The sequence below is a fragment of the Herminiimonas sp. GW821-FHT09C12 genome, from assembly GCF_059416385.1.
Window position 1 is genome coordinate 1,628,387 of record NZ_JBWKPC010000001.1, and the last position, 15,384, is coordinate 1,643,770.

11 protein-coding genes are annotated in these 15,384 nt (G+C 51.7%); 10 read left to right on the top strand and 1 reads right to left on the bottom strand.

Annotation, left to right across the window (positions count from 1 at the left end; genetic code table 11):
* The first annotated feature begins 142 nt into the window (after nucleotides 1-142).
* The 5 genes from AC07N2_RS07790 to AC07N2_RS07810 all read left to right on the top strand — a co-directional run bounded on the left by AC07N2_RS07790 (nucleotide 143) and on the right by AC07N2_RS07810 (nucleotide 9,906).
* A complete protein-coding gene (locus tag AC07N2_RS07790; RefSeq protein ID WP_494777722.1) occupies nucleotides 143-541 on the top strand; it encodes a response regulator in 399 nt (132 codons plus the stop codon).
* Nucleotides 542-565: 24 nt separating this feature from the next.
* Nucleotides 566-931, top strand: a complete 366-nt coding sequence (locus AC07N2_RS07795; RefSeq protein WP_076593397.1) for a response regulator transcription factor — start codon at nucleotides 566-568, stop codon at nucleotides 929-931.
* Between the two features lie 10 nt (nucleotides 932-941).
* Entirely contained in the window at nucleotides 942-1,517 is a 576-nt protein-coding gene (locus AC07N2_RS07800; protein WP_494777723.1) for a chemotaxis protein CheW, read from the top strand.
* A gap of 54 nt (nucleotides 1,518-1,571) precedes the next feature.
* Nucleotides 1,572-3,875, top strand: a complete 2,304-nt coding sequence (locus AC07N2_RS07805; protein WP_494777724.1) for a methyl-accepting chemotaxis protein — start codon at nucleotides 1,572-1,574, stop codon at nucleotides 3,873-3,875.
* A gap of 136 nt (nucleotides 3,876-4,011) precedes the next feature.
* Entirely contained in the window at nucleotides 4,012-9,906 is a 5,895-nt protein-coding gene (locus AC07N2_RS07810; RefSeq protein ID WP_494777725.1) for a hybrid sensor histidine kinase/response regulator, read from the top strand.
* A 73-nt stretch (nucleotides 9,907-9,979) separates the two neighbouring features.
* Here the strand turns inward: AC07N2_RS07810 and AC07N2_RS07815 are convergent, their stop codons facing one another.
* Nucleotides 9,980-11,458, bottom strand: a complete 1,479-nt coding sequence (locus AC07N2_RS07815) for a cryptochrome/photolyase family protein (protein ID WP_494777726.1) — start codon at nucleotides 11,456-11,458, stop codon at nucleotides 9,980-9,982.
* A gap of 113 nt (nucleotides 11,459-11,571) precedes the next feature.
* Between AC07N2_RS07815 and AC07N2_RS07820 the strand changes: the two genes are divergently transcribed.
* Genes AC07N2_RS07820 through AC07N2_RS07840 form a run of 5 tightly spaced genes read left to right on the top strand, consistent with a single transcriptional unit; the run spans nucleotide 11,572 to nucleotide 15,380 of the window.
* Complete coding sequence (locus AC07N2_RS07820; protein ID WP_494777727.1) at nucleotides 11,572-12,237, top strand: YqgE/AlgH family protein; 666 nt, start codon at nucleotides 11,572-11,574, stop codon at nucleotides 12,235-12,237.
* 15 nt (nucleotides 12,238-12,252) lie between these two features.
* Nucleotides 12,253-12,648, top strand: a complete 396-nt coding sequence (gene ruvX / locus AC07N2_RS07825) for a Holliday junction resolvase RuvX (protein WP_494777728.1) — start codon at nucleotides 12,253-12,255, stop codon at nucleotides 12,646-12,648.
* On the top strand, nucleotides 12,623-13,141 hold the full coding sequence (gene pyrR / locus AC07N2_RS07830) for a bifunctional pyr operon transcriptional regulator/uracil phosphoribosyltransferase PyrR (RefSeq protein WP_076593404.1): 519 nt from the start codon (nucleotides 12,623-12,625) through the stop codon (nucleotides 13,139-13,141). The genes ruvX and pyrR overlap by 26 nt, the downstream gene beginning before the upstream one ends.
* Nucleotides 13,134-14,093, top strand: coding sequence for an aspartate carbamoyltransferase catalytic subunit (locus tag AC07N2_RS07835; RefSeq protein WP_076593405.1), 960 nt, complete (start codon nucleotides 13,134-13,136; stop codon nucleotides 14,091-14,093). The genes pyrR and AC07N2_RS07835 overlap by 8 nt, the downstream gene beginning before the upstream one ends.
* A 3-nt stretch (nucleotides 14,094-14,096) precedes the next feature.
* Nucleotides 14,097-15,380: a dihydroorotase gene (locus AC07N2_RS07840; protein WP_076593406.1), complete on the top strand. Its 1,284-nt coding sequence runs from the start codon at nucleotides 14,097-14,099 to the stop codon at nucleotides 15,378-15,380.
* Nucleotides 15,381-15,384 lie beyond the last annotated feature (4 nt).

Consider the following 15,384-nt stretch of genomic DNA (forward strand, 5'->3'; position numbering starts at 1 on the left):
ATCTTTATCCAGTGTTATAGCTTTAGCAATTTTGGTTTAAAAACCACGAGCGCTCATTTGCGCAGTAGGACTAGAACTAAAGAATCTTGCTTTTTGTTACGGATGCGCCGTATATTGTTGACACAGTTCAACGAGACGAATCATGACAATAGCGCTGGATACGGATATGAAAATCATGGTGATCGACGATAGCAGCACGATTCGTCGATCAGCAGAGATATTCCTCGGTCAGGCAGGTTACAAAGTCGTGCTGGCTGACGACGGATTTGACGCACTTGCCAAAATGAACGACCACAAACCGGCGCTCATTTTCTGCGACATCCTGATGCCGCGTCTCGACGGTTATCAAACCTGTGCACTCATCAAGAAGAGTGCCAAATTCCATACAACACCAGTCATTATGCTGTCATCCAAGGATGGTTTGTTCGACCGTGCGCGTGGCGCGATGGTCGGCTCCGACGCATATCTCACCAAACCATTCACTAAAGACAGTCTGCTAAAAACCGTGCGCGAACACGCGCTCGAGGCAGTCGCAAAGTAAATTTGATCTAAAGGTTTCATTCAGATGGCTATTCAGAAAATCCTCGTCGTAGACGATTCCCCGACCGAACGTTATTTCCTCACCGATATCCTGATTAAAAAAGGTTTTTCCGTCTCTACCGCAGAGAACGGTGAAGAAGCACTGTTGAAAATCAAGGCAGACAAGCCACAATTGATTTTGATGGATATCGTGATGCCGGGCCAGAACGGCTTTCAGGTAACACGCTCCATCACGCGCGATCCGGACACACAAGACGTGCCTATCATTATCTGCACCAGCAAAGGTCAGGAAACCGATCGCATCTGGGGATTACGCCAGGGCGCACGCGATTACATCGTCAAGCCGGTGGACCCAGCAGAACTGCTAGCAAAAATCGCTGCGCTCGGATAAGTCGTTCTTCATGAGCCAGCCTACGCCGGAATTTCAAACGGATACTGCATCTCCGAAACGAGATATTGCTGCGCGTCGCACGCGCTTGCGTGAGTTCCAGGCGCAGTTGGTGGAGCGCATGCAGACTGCGCGCAGCGGCGAGGATACGCGCGTCAATCAGCTCGGTGTGATGATAGGCGAGAGCCGCTGGTTGCTGAATCTGCAAACCGCGGGCGAGATCGTCTCGGTTGGTGCGATTACGCCAGTGCCGCTCACGCAGCCATGGTTTCTCGGCCTGACAAATATTCGCGGTAATTTGATCAGTGTGATCGACTTTGCGCGTTTTCAAGGCCACGCACCTACAACGATAGATAAAGACAGTCGCATCGTCGCATTCGGGCCTGCGCTTTCATTTAATAGTGCCTTGCTGGTGTCACGTGTTCTGGGTTTGCGTAACGTTGCCGAGATGCAGCCGCAGGCCGAGAGTGACGATCAAACTACGCCATGGGCGAGCAAGCGCTATACGGATCAAGAGTCGCAAGTCTGGACTGAACTTGATTTGTCTTCAGTAATTCAAAATCCTCAATTTTTGCACGTCGGCCTATGAGTAGCTTGGGAATGAGAGCCCGGGCACTTCATAAACAGAATCAGGAGAATCAGTATGGCGTTTAAATTACCGCTCTTTTCACAAAATAAAAAAGAGACGGCTACACAGGACGACGATGCCAATAGTGCTGCGTCTGGCGCTGTGCCAACTGATGAGAATCTGCAAGCTGCGGCATACGGGACGGATATTCCAGTTGCGCCGGTAACGCGCGCCAATGTCAATCCAAACGCGACCTATATCGGCGACGTATTGCAGAAAAGTGGCGATATCAGCTTGCCTCTGATCGGCAAGCTGCCACTGCAACAACAGGTTCGTATTCTCTTGATCGCGCTGGGCACTTCACTGGCCTTGGGTGCGATCTTCGTTTGGCTGAATGCAGATTACTCTTCGCTGACGTCGACACAAACACAGATTGCCGGTGACGCGCTGATGCACTCGCAACGGGTAGGTAAGGCAACACCGAATGCGATTCAGGGTAATAAGGAAGCGTTCAAGCAACTGGCAGACAGCCGTAAAGAATTCAATAACGACTTGTCGATTCTGTCCAAAGGCGGTGTGTATCAAGGGCGCAATATTAATCCGCCAGATGCGCAGATGAGTGCAATGCTGCAGGAAACGCAAAAATTGTGGGCTGGTTCCGACAAGGCTGCCGCCACGATTTTGAAGTTGGAAAAAGAACTGACAGGTTTCGGTGCAACACTGCAAACCATGAACAGCATCTCGCCAAACTTGCTGGAATTGACTGAACAAATCTCAACCTTGAAAGCGCAAGGCGGCGCATCACCGCGTGAAACGGCTGCTGCCGGTCAGCTCGTGATGTTGACGCAACGTCTGGCGCGTAGCGCGAATGAATTTTTGAGTTCGGAAGGTGTGAACCCGGAAACAGCTTTCTTGCTGGGTAAAGATACCAATACCTTCCGCGAGATTGTCGATGGTTTCTTGAACGGTAGCGATGTGCTGCGTCTGAGCAAAACTACGGAACCGGATACACGCGACAAATTGCTCGAGCTGCAAGCAACATTTGGCGAGTATCAAAAATCGATCGCGCTGATTCTCGGCAACCTGCAAAACTTTATTGCAGCGAAACAAGCCGAAGAATTGATCTTTAAAGAAAACGAAGCGTTGAAGCAACGTTTGACTGAGCTGCAACAAAGTTATCGTAGCGAGCAAGATTCGTTGACGTTGCCATTCTGGTTGATGTTGCTGAGCGTACTGGCTGCGCTGTTGTCTGCTGCCGGTATTGCTTTGGTTCTGTTGCAGGACAGCCGTAATCGCACCAAGGAAGCGGATGCACGTCGTCTGGAAGCGGAAGGTCAACGACTGGAAGCGCAGAAGCAGGAAGAAGAAGCGAAACAAGCCAACGATCAAAATCAGGCCGCGATTTTGCGTCTGATGAACGAATTGCAGGAAGTGGCGGATGGCGACTTGACCGTGCAGGCAACGGTGTCGGAAGACATCACTGGCGCGATTGCCGATTCGGTGAACTATACGGTGGAAGAGTTGCGTGGACTGGTAGGACGCGTCACGAATACCGCAGAGCAAGTTACTTCGGCATCGACGCAAGCACAAAATATTTCAACCGAACTGCTGGAAGCGTCGCACAAACAATCACGCGATATTCAAGAAACCGGTCAAGCGGTATTGGAGATGGCGGTGCAGATTACCGACGTATCCAAATCAGCGAATGAATCAGCAGAAGTTGCGCGTCAGTCGGTGACGGCGGCGGAAGAAGGTTCTCGTGCGGTGGAAAATGCGATCAAGGGCATGAACGAGATTCGGGAACAAATCCAGGAAACTTCGAAACGAATCAAGCGCCTCGGTGAATCCTCACAAGAGATTGGTGAGATCACTGAACTGATTTCCGACATTACCGAACAGACCAACGTCTTGGCGTTGAACGCGGCGATTCAAGCGGCGTCAGCCGGCGAAGCAGGTCGCGGCTTCTCGGTAGTTGCGGAAGAGGTGCAGCGACTGGCGGAACGTTCCGGTGAAGCGACCAAGCAGATTGGTGCGCTGGTACGCACGATTCAAACCGATACCCACGATGCGGTTGCCGCTATGGAAAAATCGACGCAGGGTGTGGTCGAGGGTGCAAAACTTTCCGATGCTGCCGGTGCGGCGCTGTCTGATATCCGACGCGTTTCCAACCGTTTGGCGGAACTGATTCAAGGCATTTCATCCGCGACCGAACAGCAGGCAACATCAGCGAACGGCGTGGCACAAAATATTCAAGGCATTTTGACAGTGACAGAACAAACGCAAGAGGGTACGCAGCAGACTGCGCATTCGATTCGCGAATTGTCGAAACTGGCTGAAGAACTGAAGAACTCGGTATCGCGCTTCCGCGTCACGGCTTAAGACGAAGCTAGCTTCGACGAGTTTGATGCAAAGATTGATACGAGTTTATTTGCAGGCTTGCAGTGGCTCAGGCCCAACAGCAATTGCGGTGATCAATTCATAAGTAGTTGATCACCTCCGCACCCGCGAGGCAGTCATGAATACCCCTTCCTCCTCTGTGCCGCAAGGTAACAAGGAACACTTCGATACCGGCCCTTTGTCCTGGGTGATTGGCGAAATCAGCGGTGCGCTGACACGCTCGAAAATTGCGCTGGGCGAAGCCTTGGTGCAGGATGCCGAAAGCCAGTCGACCACCATGCGTCATGCCAAGGCTTATCTGCATCAGGCGCATGGCGCCTTGCAGATGGTTGATATCGATGGTGTCGTCATCATGACGGAAACCGTCGAAGATTTATTCGATCGTTTTGAATCCGGTCAGTTGGTTCTGGATGATGACAGCGTGCGTGCGATTACGCATGCTTATCAAGCCTTGCTTGAGTATCTTGAAGAATTGTTGGCCGGTGCACCGCATCAGCCGGTGCGCCTCTTTCCTTACTATCGTGCGCTGTTGCAAGTGCGTGGCGCAGAACGTATACATCCTGCCGATTTGTTTTTCCCGAATCTGGCTATCCGTCCACAGTTGCCGTCTGCTTCGACCAAGCTGTCGCATGAGGATTACGTTTCCCTGCGCAAGCGTTTTGAACGTGCGCTTTTGCTGTTCCTGAAAAATTCCAGTGATGGTTCAGGCTTGAGCAGTGCGCAGGCCATGCGCGATATTATTTTGCGCGTAGAGCAGGCGCAGAATACCCAGCAAGGACGTGCTTTTTGGTGGGTGATGCGCGGTTTTGCCGATGCGGTATCTGCTGGTCAGGTGCCGAACGAGCTGTACGTCAAACAATTGTTCGCACGTATTAATTTGCAGATACGTCGCTTGAGCGAAGGTTCTTCCAGTATTACGGAAAGACTGTTGCGCGACGCCTTGTTTTTCATCGCACGCGTTGAGCATCCTTCGACAGCGGTGCAACAGATACGCACCGCCTATCAACTCGATGGCGTCGTGCCTAACGATTACGAGAAAAAGCGTTATGGCCAGATCGATGCGCAAGCATTAGCTCAGGCAAAAGAGCGTTTGTCGCAAGCCAAGAATTTATGGAATCGTATTGCCGGTGGTGACGCCAGTGTATCGTCAGCCTTCGAGAAGGAAATGACGGGCTTGGCAGAAGCGGGCAATCGCCTGAATGCACCAGCATTGGCAAAGTTGTTGCGCGAGTTGAGCGGAATTGCGCGCCATGCAGCGCACACGCAACCGGGTGACAGCCTGAGTCTGGAAATCGCAACCAGCCTTTTATTCGTTGAAAATGCATTGCAACAGATTGGTCATCTGTCGGATGATTTTTCCGAGCGTGCGGATGCGGTAACTGCGCGTTTGCTCTCGGCTGTTTCTGGCGAAGCATTGCCACATTCAGCGCAATGGCTGGATGAGATGTCGCGTGAAGCGCAAGAGCGCCAAACCATGGCTGCGCTGGCAGGCGAGATGCAATCGAGTCTGCGCCAAGTCGAGAAAATGCTGGATGAGTATTTCAGAGATACGACGCAGCGTGCCGGCTTAGTGGATATCGATGCCATCTTGTATCAAATCAGCGGTGCGCTTTCCGTCCTTGAGCAGGAAGATGCGGTACGCGCAGTACAACATACGCAAGCTGCAGTACGCCGGTTTATCGATGCTGAAGAAGAGCCGTATGTGCAAGAGTTCGAGCAGGTTGCACAAAACGTAGGTGCTTTGAGTTTCTTTATTGAGACCTTGCAACTGCATCCGGATGGCGTCAAAAATCGTTTTTCCTTTGACGAGAAATTGGGTGTTTTTCACGCCAATCTGACAGAGAAAAATGAAACGCAAAATGGCGAACTGGATGTCGTCGTTGTCCCTGTTTCAGATCCGACGAATACCATTGCTGTGGATCATACATTTGATGCGCCGGATTTGCCTACGGTAGAAGCAGAGCTTGCCTATCACCAGAAGCAATCGGAAGAGTTGGCGATTTCGCTTGCTGCAGAGCCTGATAATTCACTGTTGCAGGAACAGCTCAAGGAATCGCTGGAGCAGATACGTCTGGATGCAACACTGGTTGATAATCCGGAAGCCAATGACAGAGCACGCGCCGTTATCGATATGCTGGAGAGTCCTGATTTCGTTGCGTCGCATGATGCGATGGGCGATGTCGCTCTGGCTGCCGCAGCGCCGATCAAGGCCACATCGCATATCGCAGATATTGCGCCATTGCCGACACCTGTCACCGACGAAGCGATCGATGCCGAGTTGCTGGAAATATTTTTATCTGAAGCAGTAGAAGTTCTGGATTGCGTTAAACAGACGATTCCAGAATCGCGCAATGCGCCACACAACCAGGAATATTTGACGACCTTGCGTCGTTCCTTCCATACATTGAAGGGTAGCGGCCGCATGGTCGGGCTGATCGCTTTTGGCGAAGCCGCCTGGAGCGTGGAACAGGTTTTGAATCTGCGCCTGTCCGAAACACGCGGCGGTGATTCAGATTTGTACGCTCTGTTGGAACATGCAACGCAAGTGCTGGATGCATGGGTCAATGATTTGCAAATACAAGGTCGTTCGGACCGCATCGGCCATGCATTGATTAGTGCATCTGAGCGCGTCAAGAATGGCGAGGGTTTCTCGTATGACGCATCGGAAGATACGGTGCATGCAGCCTCTGCAGTCATGGCAGCAGAAACTCTGGTATCCGCTGTAGCGGAAGAGCAAGAGTCGGAACACGCTATCGAATTCGGCAGTGAAGAAACGCTGGCAGCGACGGAAGCAGAAGAGTTGGAGTTGAGCGATGAGGAACTCGCGCAATTCCATAAATTCGATGCGACAGCAGAAGTTGCTGATGAGGTAAAAACGTTACGTCCGGTTGGCGAGTTTGATCATTTGGAATTAGACCCTCTGCCGGAAGTGCCGCATTTGCCGATTGCAGACGTGATCGATTTCCCGAACAAACCTTCCGCGCCCAGAAATGATGACAACATCAAATACATAGGTGATCTGGAAATCAGTTTGCCTCTGCATAATATTTATCTGGCGGAAACCGATGAGCTGGTGCGCTTTCTGTCGCAAGACATAGCTGAATGGCGTCATGAGCCAGATCGCCATGTCAGCATACAAGCGGTGCACGCTGCGCATTCACTTGCCGGTAGTTCTGCGACTGTAGGTTTCAAACCTTTGCAGGAAATTGCGTATGCGCTGGAAGCCGTACTGCAATATCTGGCACGCAAGCCGGTCAAATTGCTGATCTCGGAATACGACGCGCTGGAGTATGCGGTAGAGCGTATACGTTTCATGTTGCAAATGTTTGCACTGGGAGAAATGCCTGATTTCGAGCCGGAGCAGGTCGAGATCTTGGCGCGCATGCCGGAAGACTTTGAGGCGCGTTCCACTATGCGTTCGGCAGTTGTTGATTTGCCGAACGATGCAAACGACACACAGCCTATAGAACAAAGTTCGCACATTCCTGCCGATGCGCCGCATGACGCAGGACTGGCGCATGCGAATGTTCTATCGTCCACGTTGGAAGATATTCTCTCAGCGGCTGCAATCGAGCCGGCCAACTTTGAGCCAGCTCCTTTTGCCGAACCGATTTATCCGCAATTAGACGAAGAACTCGCCGATCCATCGCTGCTCATCCGAGATGAGATCGATGCTGATTTATTGCCGGTCTTTATCGAAGAAGGTCGCGATATGCTGCCGCAGATGGGGCAGGCATTGCGCGCATGGCAACACGATCTTGGCAACACGATGTTGCCACAGTCATTGGCGCGCTTGCTGCATACGATCAAGGGCAGTGCACGTATGGCTGGTGCAATGTCGCTGGGTCAGCACATGCACGAGATGGAAACGCGTATCGAAAATATTACGCACGCTGGTCATCCATCTGCTGCAGCACTGGAAGACTTGCTTGCACGTTATGACCACGGCTTGTACCTGTTCGAGCAATTGCAAAATCAGGATGTGAAGGCTGCGCCAGCTACAGCAAATATTGCTGAAGACCAGCACGCAACTAAAGAAGAGCCACCGTTTATTCATAGCGCGATGCCGGTTGCAAATAATCGTCTTGCGCCATTGACGCCAAATGCAGGTGCGCTCGCATCTACGGTATCTGCGCCATTGGTACGTGTACGTGCAGACATTCTGGATCGCTTGGTCAATCAGGCGGGTGAGGTATCAATCTCTCGCTCCAAGCTGGAAACAGAAGTTGGCAGCTTGCGACTATCGATGGGCGAGTTGTCGGAAAACGTGGTGCGTCTGCGCGAGCAATTGCGTGAAATTGAAATGCAGGCGGAATCGCAAATCACATCGCGCATGGGGATTTCTGCGGATAGAGAATTCGATCCACTTGAATTCGATCGCTTTACGCGTTTGCAAGAGTTGACCCGCATGATGGCCGAGAGCGTCAATGACGTTGGCTCTGTGCAGCAAAATCTGAGTCGCACCATCGATAGTGCCAGTACTGATTTGACGATGCAGGCACGTCTGACTCGTGATTTGCAGCAGGATTTGATGCGTGTGCGCATGGTGCAATTTGCCAGCATCTCCGAACGTCTGTTCCGCGTGACGCGTCAGGCCGCGAAGGAAATGGACAAGCGCGTCAATCTGGATATTCGCGGTAGCGCAGTCGAGATCGATCGTAGCGTCTTGGAAAAAATGGCAGGGCCGTTCGAGCATCTCTTGCGCAATGCCATCGTGCACGGTATCGAGTCGCGTGAGCAGCGTCGTGCCGCCGGCAAGAATGAAACTGGCGAATTGCGTATTGAAATCCGGCAAGAGGGTAATGAAGTGGTTATTCATTTCTCTGATGATGGTCAGGGTTTAAATCTGAGCAATATTCGCAACAAGGCGCTGACTAGCGGCTTGCTGACGAACGATATGGAATTGTCGGATGCGGAAGTGACCGATCTGATTTTCCATCCAGGCTTCTCGACCGCGGAAGAAATTACAGAACTGGCTGGTCGCGGCATAGGTATGGATGTGGTGCGTTCCGAAGCTGCATCCTTGGGCGGTCGTGTTGCCATCGCGTCAGAGTCAGGCAAAGGTGCGAATTTCACGATTCACTTGCCTCTGACATTGGCTGTGACGCAAGTCGTGATCCTTTCCTCCGGTGGCAAGATCTATGCGATTCCTTCGGTATTGGTCGAACAAGTTCAGCAACTGAAAACCGGACCTTTGGCCGCCGCCTATAATGAAGGCGCGGTGATGTGGCAATCACAACGCGTGCCTATGCATTATTTGCCGACATTGTTGGGTGATGTCGATATCGCACCGGTGACGCAGCAATACTCGCCTTTACTGATTCTGAAGAGCGGTAATGATCGTGTGGCTTTGCATGTCGATGAAATTCTCGGCAATCGCGAGGTCGTGGTGAAGAATATCGGACCACAGTTGTCGCGCATGATAGGCATCGCGGGTGCGACGGTGCTCGGTTCAGGTGAGATCGTCTTGATCCTGAATCCAGTGCCGCTGGCACAACGTGTCGCACTGGATAATATTCGTGCGCCGCGTCTGACACCATCCGATGCACCGGACGGCATGGGTGCGGTGGCTGAAATGGCGACTTTTGAACCAACTGCACTCAAGGCAGAACCGGTGCAAGGTTTGCGTACCCAGCATATCGTGATGGTGGTGGATGACTCCTTGACCGTACGTCGTGTGACGCAGCGCTTGCTGACACGTGAAGGTTATCAAGTCGTGCTGGCGAAGGATGGTGTTGATGCTTTGCAGCATTTGCAATCAATCAAGCCGGATGTGATGCTGGTCGATATCGAAATGCCGCGCATGGATGGTTTCGATTTGACACGTAACATCCGTGATGATGAGCGTACGCGTGATATCCCTATCATCATGATTACTTCACGCACGGCCAGCAAGCATCGCAATTACGCGATGGAACTGGGTGTGAACGAGTATCTAGGTAAGCCGTATCAGGAAGACGCCTTGATCAAGCTGATAGCCGGTTTTATCGCTAAGGAAACATCTCTGAACTGAACGTTTATCGTTTGATCAAAAAATAAAATCCCGCATTCATCTTGCGGGATTTTTTTATGTGCGGATTCAAACTCTAATCATGTGTCGCAACTTTTTTGACGACTGCATAACGTTGTAGTGTGCGTGCACGTGCTTCTTCATGTTGGATAATCGGGTTCGGATAATTCTTCCCTAGCGCTATGCCTGCCATTTTTAATTCCATAGCTGGCAAGCGCCATGGCGCGTGGATATGTTTGTTGGATAAAGCATTTAGTTGGGGCAGATAACGACGGATGAATTTTCCATCGGGGTCGAATTTCTCGGATTGCGTGATGGGATTGAAGATACGGAAATAAGGTTGTGCATCGCAACCGGAAGACGATGCCCATTGCCAGCCGCCATTGTTGGCTGCAAGATCAAAGTCATTGAGTTTTTCAGCGAAGTAACGTTCGCCCCAACGCCAGTCTATGCCCAAGTCCTTGATCAGGAAGGATGCCGTGACCATGCGCAAACGATTGTGCATATAACCGGTTTGATTCAGTTGCTCCATTGCGGCATCGACCAAAGGGTAGCCGGTTCTGCCATCGCACCATGACTGGAACAAATATTGTGCATGCTCGCCACTCTCCCAAATGATGGCGTCGTAGTCTGGTTTGAAGGAGCGATGGGTTACATGTGGATGGTGAGACAGAATCATGAAGTAAAAATCGCGCCACACCAACTCGGACAACCATACGGCAGCACCGCTGCTTCCTGTACCCATGCGCATGGCATCAAGTGCTCGTCGTGCCAGCGCACGGATGGAAATCGTACCGAAACGCAAATGTACTGATAAGTAAGATGGCCCTTTTATGGCAGGGAAGTCGCGTGCATGATCGTAGTTCTTCATCCGCTCGGCAAAATCATCGAGTAGCACTTGACCGCCTTGCATACCGCTTGGAATATTCAATTCCGATAAATTGGTTTTTTCGAATCCTAGTTCCTGCAACGATGGAATGGCATTGGTGTTTGCTGGCAATGGTGCGAAATGTGCGCAATGCGCATCGATTTCGTAGGGAGATAGATAAGTTGAGTCAGGTCCTGCATGTAGTTTTTTCAGCCATGCATTTTTATAGGGCGTGAAGACAGAGAAGGGTTTTTCAGCTTGCGAAAGGACTTCGTCTTTTTCAAAGATCACCTGATCTTTAAATGTGTGCAGAGCTCGTCCAGAAGCTTGCAGCGCTGCCGCAACTCGCGCGTCACGTTCAATTGCCTGTGGTTCGTAGTCATGATTGGTGAATACAGCATCCACGTCCAATTCAGCCGCCAATTCCGGTATCGCTTGTTCTGCCCATGCGTGACGCACGATTAAGCTGCCACCGAGGGATTGCAATGTCTGGCTTAGCTCCAAGAGACTGGAATGGATAAATTCGACGCGTCGGTCGTATTTCGGTAAGGAGTCCAGAATGGCGCGGTCAAAAATAAAGACGCAATACACCTGCCGGCTTTGCGTCAATGCATGGTGCAAAGCGGCGTGATCGTAAGCGCGTAAATCGCGGCGGAACCAAACCAGAGTTTTTTCAAATGGCAGCATGGAGGCGTGGGTAATATTCAAAGCGCAGATGGAAATTAGGAAAATATGAGCAAAATCGATGGAATACGCGGTTTGGAAGCGAGAATACGGCTAAAACTGATAAAATAACGCCCATGCCGAAGCAACGTAAGACTAGCAAATCCCCAGAACATCCCGATTCACCTTGGGAATCCCTCGATTTTTCCGCAACACCGCATATTTCACCCCGTGATTCATTGAATTTGGCCGATCATTTCCTGATCGCGATGCCTTCCATGCTGGACCCTATTTTTGGTGGAACAGTTGTGTATTTGTGTGAGCATAATGCCAATGGTGCATTAGGTGTGATTATCAACAAGCCAACCGATATGACGGTCGATGTATTGCTTAATCGCATCGATTTGACCTTGGAGATCGCGCCTGAGCTGTCATCGCTGGATAAGTCGCCGGTACTCTATGGTGGCCCGGTACAAGCTGATCGCGGTTTTGTCCTGCATGCTCCGCGCGGCGATTTTTCATCGACGTTGCCAGTGACGGATGATATTGCCTTGACGACGTCCAAGGATATTCTCGCTGCGGTGGCACTGGGTGCCGGTCCGCAGCGCTTATTGATCAGCCTTGGCTGTTCCGGTTGGGGCGCGGGTCAGCTTGAGGATGAAATCATCCGTAATGGCTGGTTGACGGTACGCGCCGATCCGACCATTCTGTTCGATATGCCGCTGGAGCAGCGCTTTGTTGCGGCGATTAAATTGCTCGGTATCGATCCTATGATGCTGAGTGGCGAGGCTGGTCATGCGTGATGAGGGCGTGCGCTAGTGGAAACCGTATTGGGTTTTGACTTTGGCTTGAAGCGTATCGGCGTTGCAGTTGGCAATACATTATTGAAACAAGCGCAGCCGCTGACAATTATCAGCGCAGCTACCAACGATGCAAAGTTTGCAGCGATTGCCGAACTGGTCAAACAGTGGCAACCCTCCTTGTGCATCGTCGGCTTGCCGCGTCATCCCGATGGAGAAGAACATGAAATGACGGTACGTTGCCGTCGTTTCGCAAATCAGCTGCATGGACGTTTTGACGTGACTACGGTGCTGGTGGATGAGCGTTATTCATCCGCAGTGATTTCTCATCAACGTGGCGAACTGATTGATGATCAGGCCGCTGCAATCATCTTGCAACAATACTTCGATGACTATACCCAATCCGCATCCTGAACTAGACGCTGAAGCACTGTATCAAGTGCTGGCGAAACAAGTGAAAACCGGCTTGGCAAAAGCTGAAAACGTGGCGATAGTCGGCATCTATTCCGGCGGTGCCTGGTTGGCAGAACGTTTGGCGCAGGAGCTGCAATTGAATGAGCGCCTGGGTTTCATAGACGTTTCTTTTTATCGCGACGATTTTTCGGAAAAAGGTTTGCGTCCTGATGTAAAGCCGACGCAGATTCCATTCGATGTCGATGGCGCGACCATCTTGTTGGTAGATGATGTGCTCTACACCGGTCGTACCACGCGCGCAGCGATCAATGAATTGTTTGACTACGGTCGTCCTGCACGCATTTTATTGGCGGCATTGGCTGATCGCGGTGGCCGTGAGCTGCCGATCGCAGCCGATTTTGTTGCACAAACGCTTTCCATTCCAGACCAGCAGTCGCTGGTACTTCAACGGGCCGATGACGGCCGCTTTTCCCTGACGGTGGATCATGCTTAATCCGCAATTGAATAAAAACGGTGAGTTGCAACATTTACTCACCATCGAAGGCCTGTCCAAGGCGCACATCACGCACATACTGGATACGGCTTCATCGTTCGTCAGTATCGGCGATCGTGAAGTGAAAAAAGTGCCGCTGATGCGAGGTAAAAGTGTTTTCAATCTGTTCTTTGAAAACTCGACCCGTACGCGCACTACATTTGAAATTGCATCGAAGCGTTTATCCGCCGATGTGATCAATCTGAATATCCAGGCCTCGAGTTCCAGCAAGGGTGAATCGCTGCTCGATACCATCGACAATTTGTCGGCGATGCACGCCGATATGTTTGTCGTGCGTCATGCAGAATCCGGCGCGCCGTATCTGATCGCCAAGCATTTGAGCGACACCTCGCAATCGCATGTGCACGTCGTCAATGCCGGCGATGGTCGTCATGCGCACCCGACGCAGGGTTTGCTGGATATGTACACGATTCGACACTACAAAAAAGATTTCACGAATCTGACTGTCGCCATCGTCGGCGATATTCTGCACAGCCGCGTTGCGCGTTCTGATATCCACGCCTTGACCACGCTCGGTGTGCCGGAAATCCGCGCGATCGGTCCGCGTACATTGCTGCCTAGCGGTCTGGAGCAAATGGGTGTGCGTGTCTTTACGGATATCAACAAGGGTTTGAAAGACGTCGACGTCATCATCATGTTGCGCTTGCAGAATGAACGCATGAGCGGCGCCTTGTTGCCTTCCGCACAGGAATTCTTCAAGAGCTACGGCCTGACGACAGAACGTTTGGCCTTGGCCAAACCGGATGCGATTGTCATGCACCCAGGCCCGATGAATCGCGGTGTGGAAATTGAATCGGCAGTGGCTGACGGTACGCAGGCAGTGATTCTGCCGCAGGTGACATTCGGCATTGCGGTGCGGATGGCAGTGATGAGTATTTTGGCGGGAAATTAAAAGATGAAAATTCATATCAAGAACGGCCATCTGATCGATCCGGCCAACGGTATCGATGCGCAACAGGATGTCTATATCGCGGCGGGGAAAATCGCCGGCATAGGCAAGGCGCCAGAAGGTTTTGTCGCTAGCAAAGTCATCGATGCAAGCGGTCTGGTCGTTGCACCTGGCTTGGTCGATTTGAGCGCGCGTTTGCGTGAACCAGGTTACGAATACAAAGCCACGCTGGAATCAGAAATGCAGGCAGCGATGCAAGGTGGCGTGACGAGTCTGGTATGCCCACCGGATACCGATCCAGTGCTGGATGAGCCGGGTTTGGTCGAGATGCTCAAGCACAGAGCCAAGTCACTCAATCAGGCACACGTTTATCCACTCGGTGCGTTAACCGTCGGCTTGAAAGGCGAATCGCTGACAGAAATGGCTGAATTGACTGATGCCGGTTGTATCGGTTTCTCGCAAGCTGACCATCCAATTCTTGATACAACTGTCTTGTTGCGTGCGATGCAGTACGCAAAGACTTTTGACTTCACTGTATGGTTGCGTCCGCAAGATGCGCATCTGGGTCGCAACGGCGTCGCACATAGTGGTCCGGTTGCCTCGCGTCTTGGCTTGTCCGGTGTGCCGGTCATGGCAGAGACGGTGGCCTTGCACACGATACTGGAACTGGTGCGCGTGACCGGTACGCGCGTGCATCTTTGCCGTATGTCGACCGCAGCAGGTTTGGAGTTGGTGCGTGCAGCGAAAAAAGAAGGCTTGCCTATTACCTGCGACGTAGGCGCACACCATATTCATCTGACGGAAAACGATATCGGCTTTTTCGATTCCAATGCACGTCTGACGCCACCTCTGCGCAGCCAGCGTGATCGCGATGCGATACGTAATGGTTTGCTGGATGGCACGATTGATGCGATCTGCTCCGACCATACACCAGTCGATGATGATGAAAAACTGCTGCCTTTCGGCGAAGCATCGCCGGGTGCGACAGGTCTGGAATTGTTGCTGTCTCTAGCCTTGAAATGGGCTGAAGATTGCGTCGATAAAAAACAGCAGGTCGCACGTGCAGTTGCCAAAGTCACGGCTGATGCAGCACGCATCGTCGGTTTGCCATCGGGACAATTGTCGGTTGGTAGCGTGGCCGATATTTGTCTGTTCGATCCTGAGGTGCGCTGGACGGTGGCCGCCAAAGCGTTGGCAAGCCAAGGCAAACATACGCCTTTCCTCGGCTATGAATTGGCAGGTCAAGTGAAGGCAACGATAGTTGCTGGTCACATTGCATTCCAACGATAAATAT

Coding starts and splice junctions, on each gene's coding strand:
- AC07N2_RS07790 (WP_494777722.1), top strand. CDS start 143: ATGACAATAGCGCTGGATACGGATATGAAAATCATGGTGATCGACGAT.
- AC07N2_RS07795 (WP_076593397.1), top strand. CDS start 566: ATGGCTATTCAGAAAATCCTCGTCGTAGACGATTCCCCGACCGAACGT.
- AC07N2_RS07800 (WP_494777723.1), top strand. CDS start 942: ATGAGCCAGCCTACGCCGGAATTTCAAACGGATACTGCATCTCCGAAA.
- AC07N2_RS07805 (WP_494777724.1), top strand. CDS start 1,572: ATGGCGTTTAAATTACCGCTCTTTTCACAAAATAAAAAAGAGACGGCT.
- AC07N2_RS07810 (WP_494777725.1), top strand. CDS start 4,012: ATGAATACCCCTTCCTCCTCTGTGCCGCAAGGTAACAAGGAACACTTC.
- AC07N2_RS07815 (WP_494777726.1), bottom strand. CDS start 11,458: ATGCTGCCATTTGAAAAAACTCTGGTTTGGTTCCGCCGCGATTTACGC.
- AC07N2_RS07820 (WP_494777727.1), top strand. CDS start 11,572: ATGCCGAAGCAACGTAAGACTAGCAAATCCCCAGAACATCCCGATTCA.
- pyrR (WP_076593404.1), top strand. CDS start 12,623: ATGACTATACCCAATCCGCATCCTGAACTAGACGCTGAAGCACTGTAT.
- AC07N2_RS07835 (WP_076593405.1), top strand. CDS start 13,134: ATGCTTAATCCGCAATTGAATAAAAACGGTGAGTTGCAACATTTACTC.
- AC07N2_RS07840 (WP_076593406.1), top strand. CDS start 14,097: ATGAAAATTCATATCAAGAACGGCCATCTGATCGATCCGGCCAACGGT.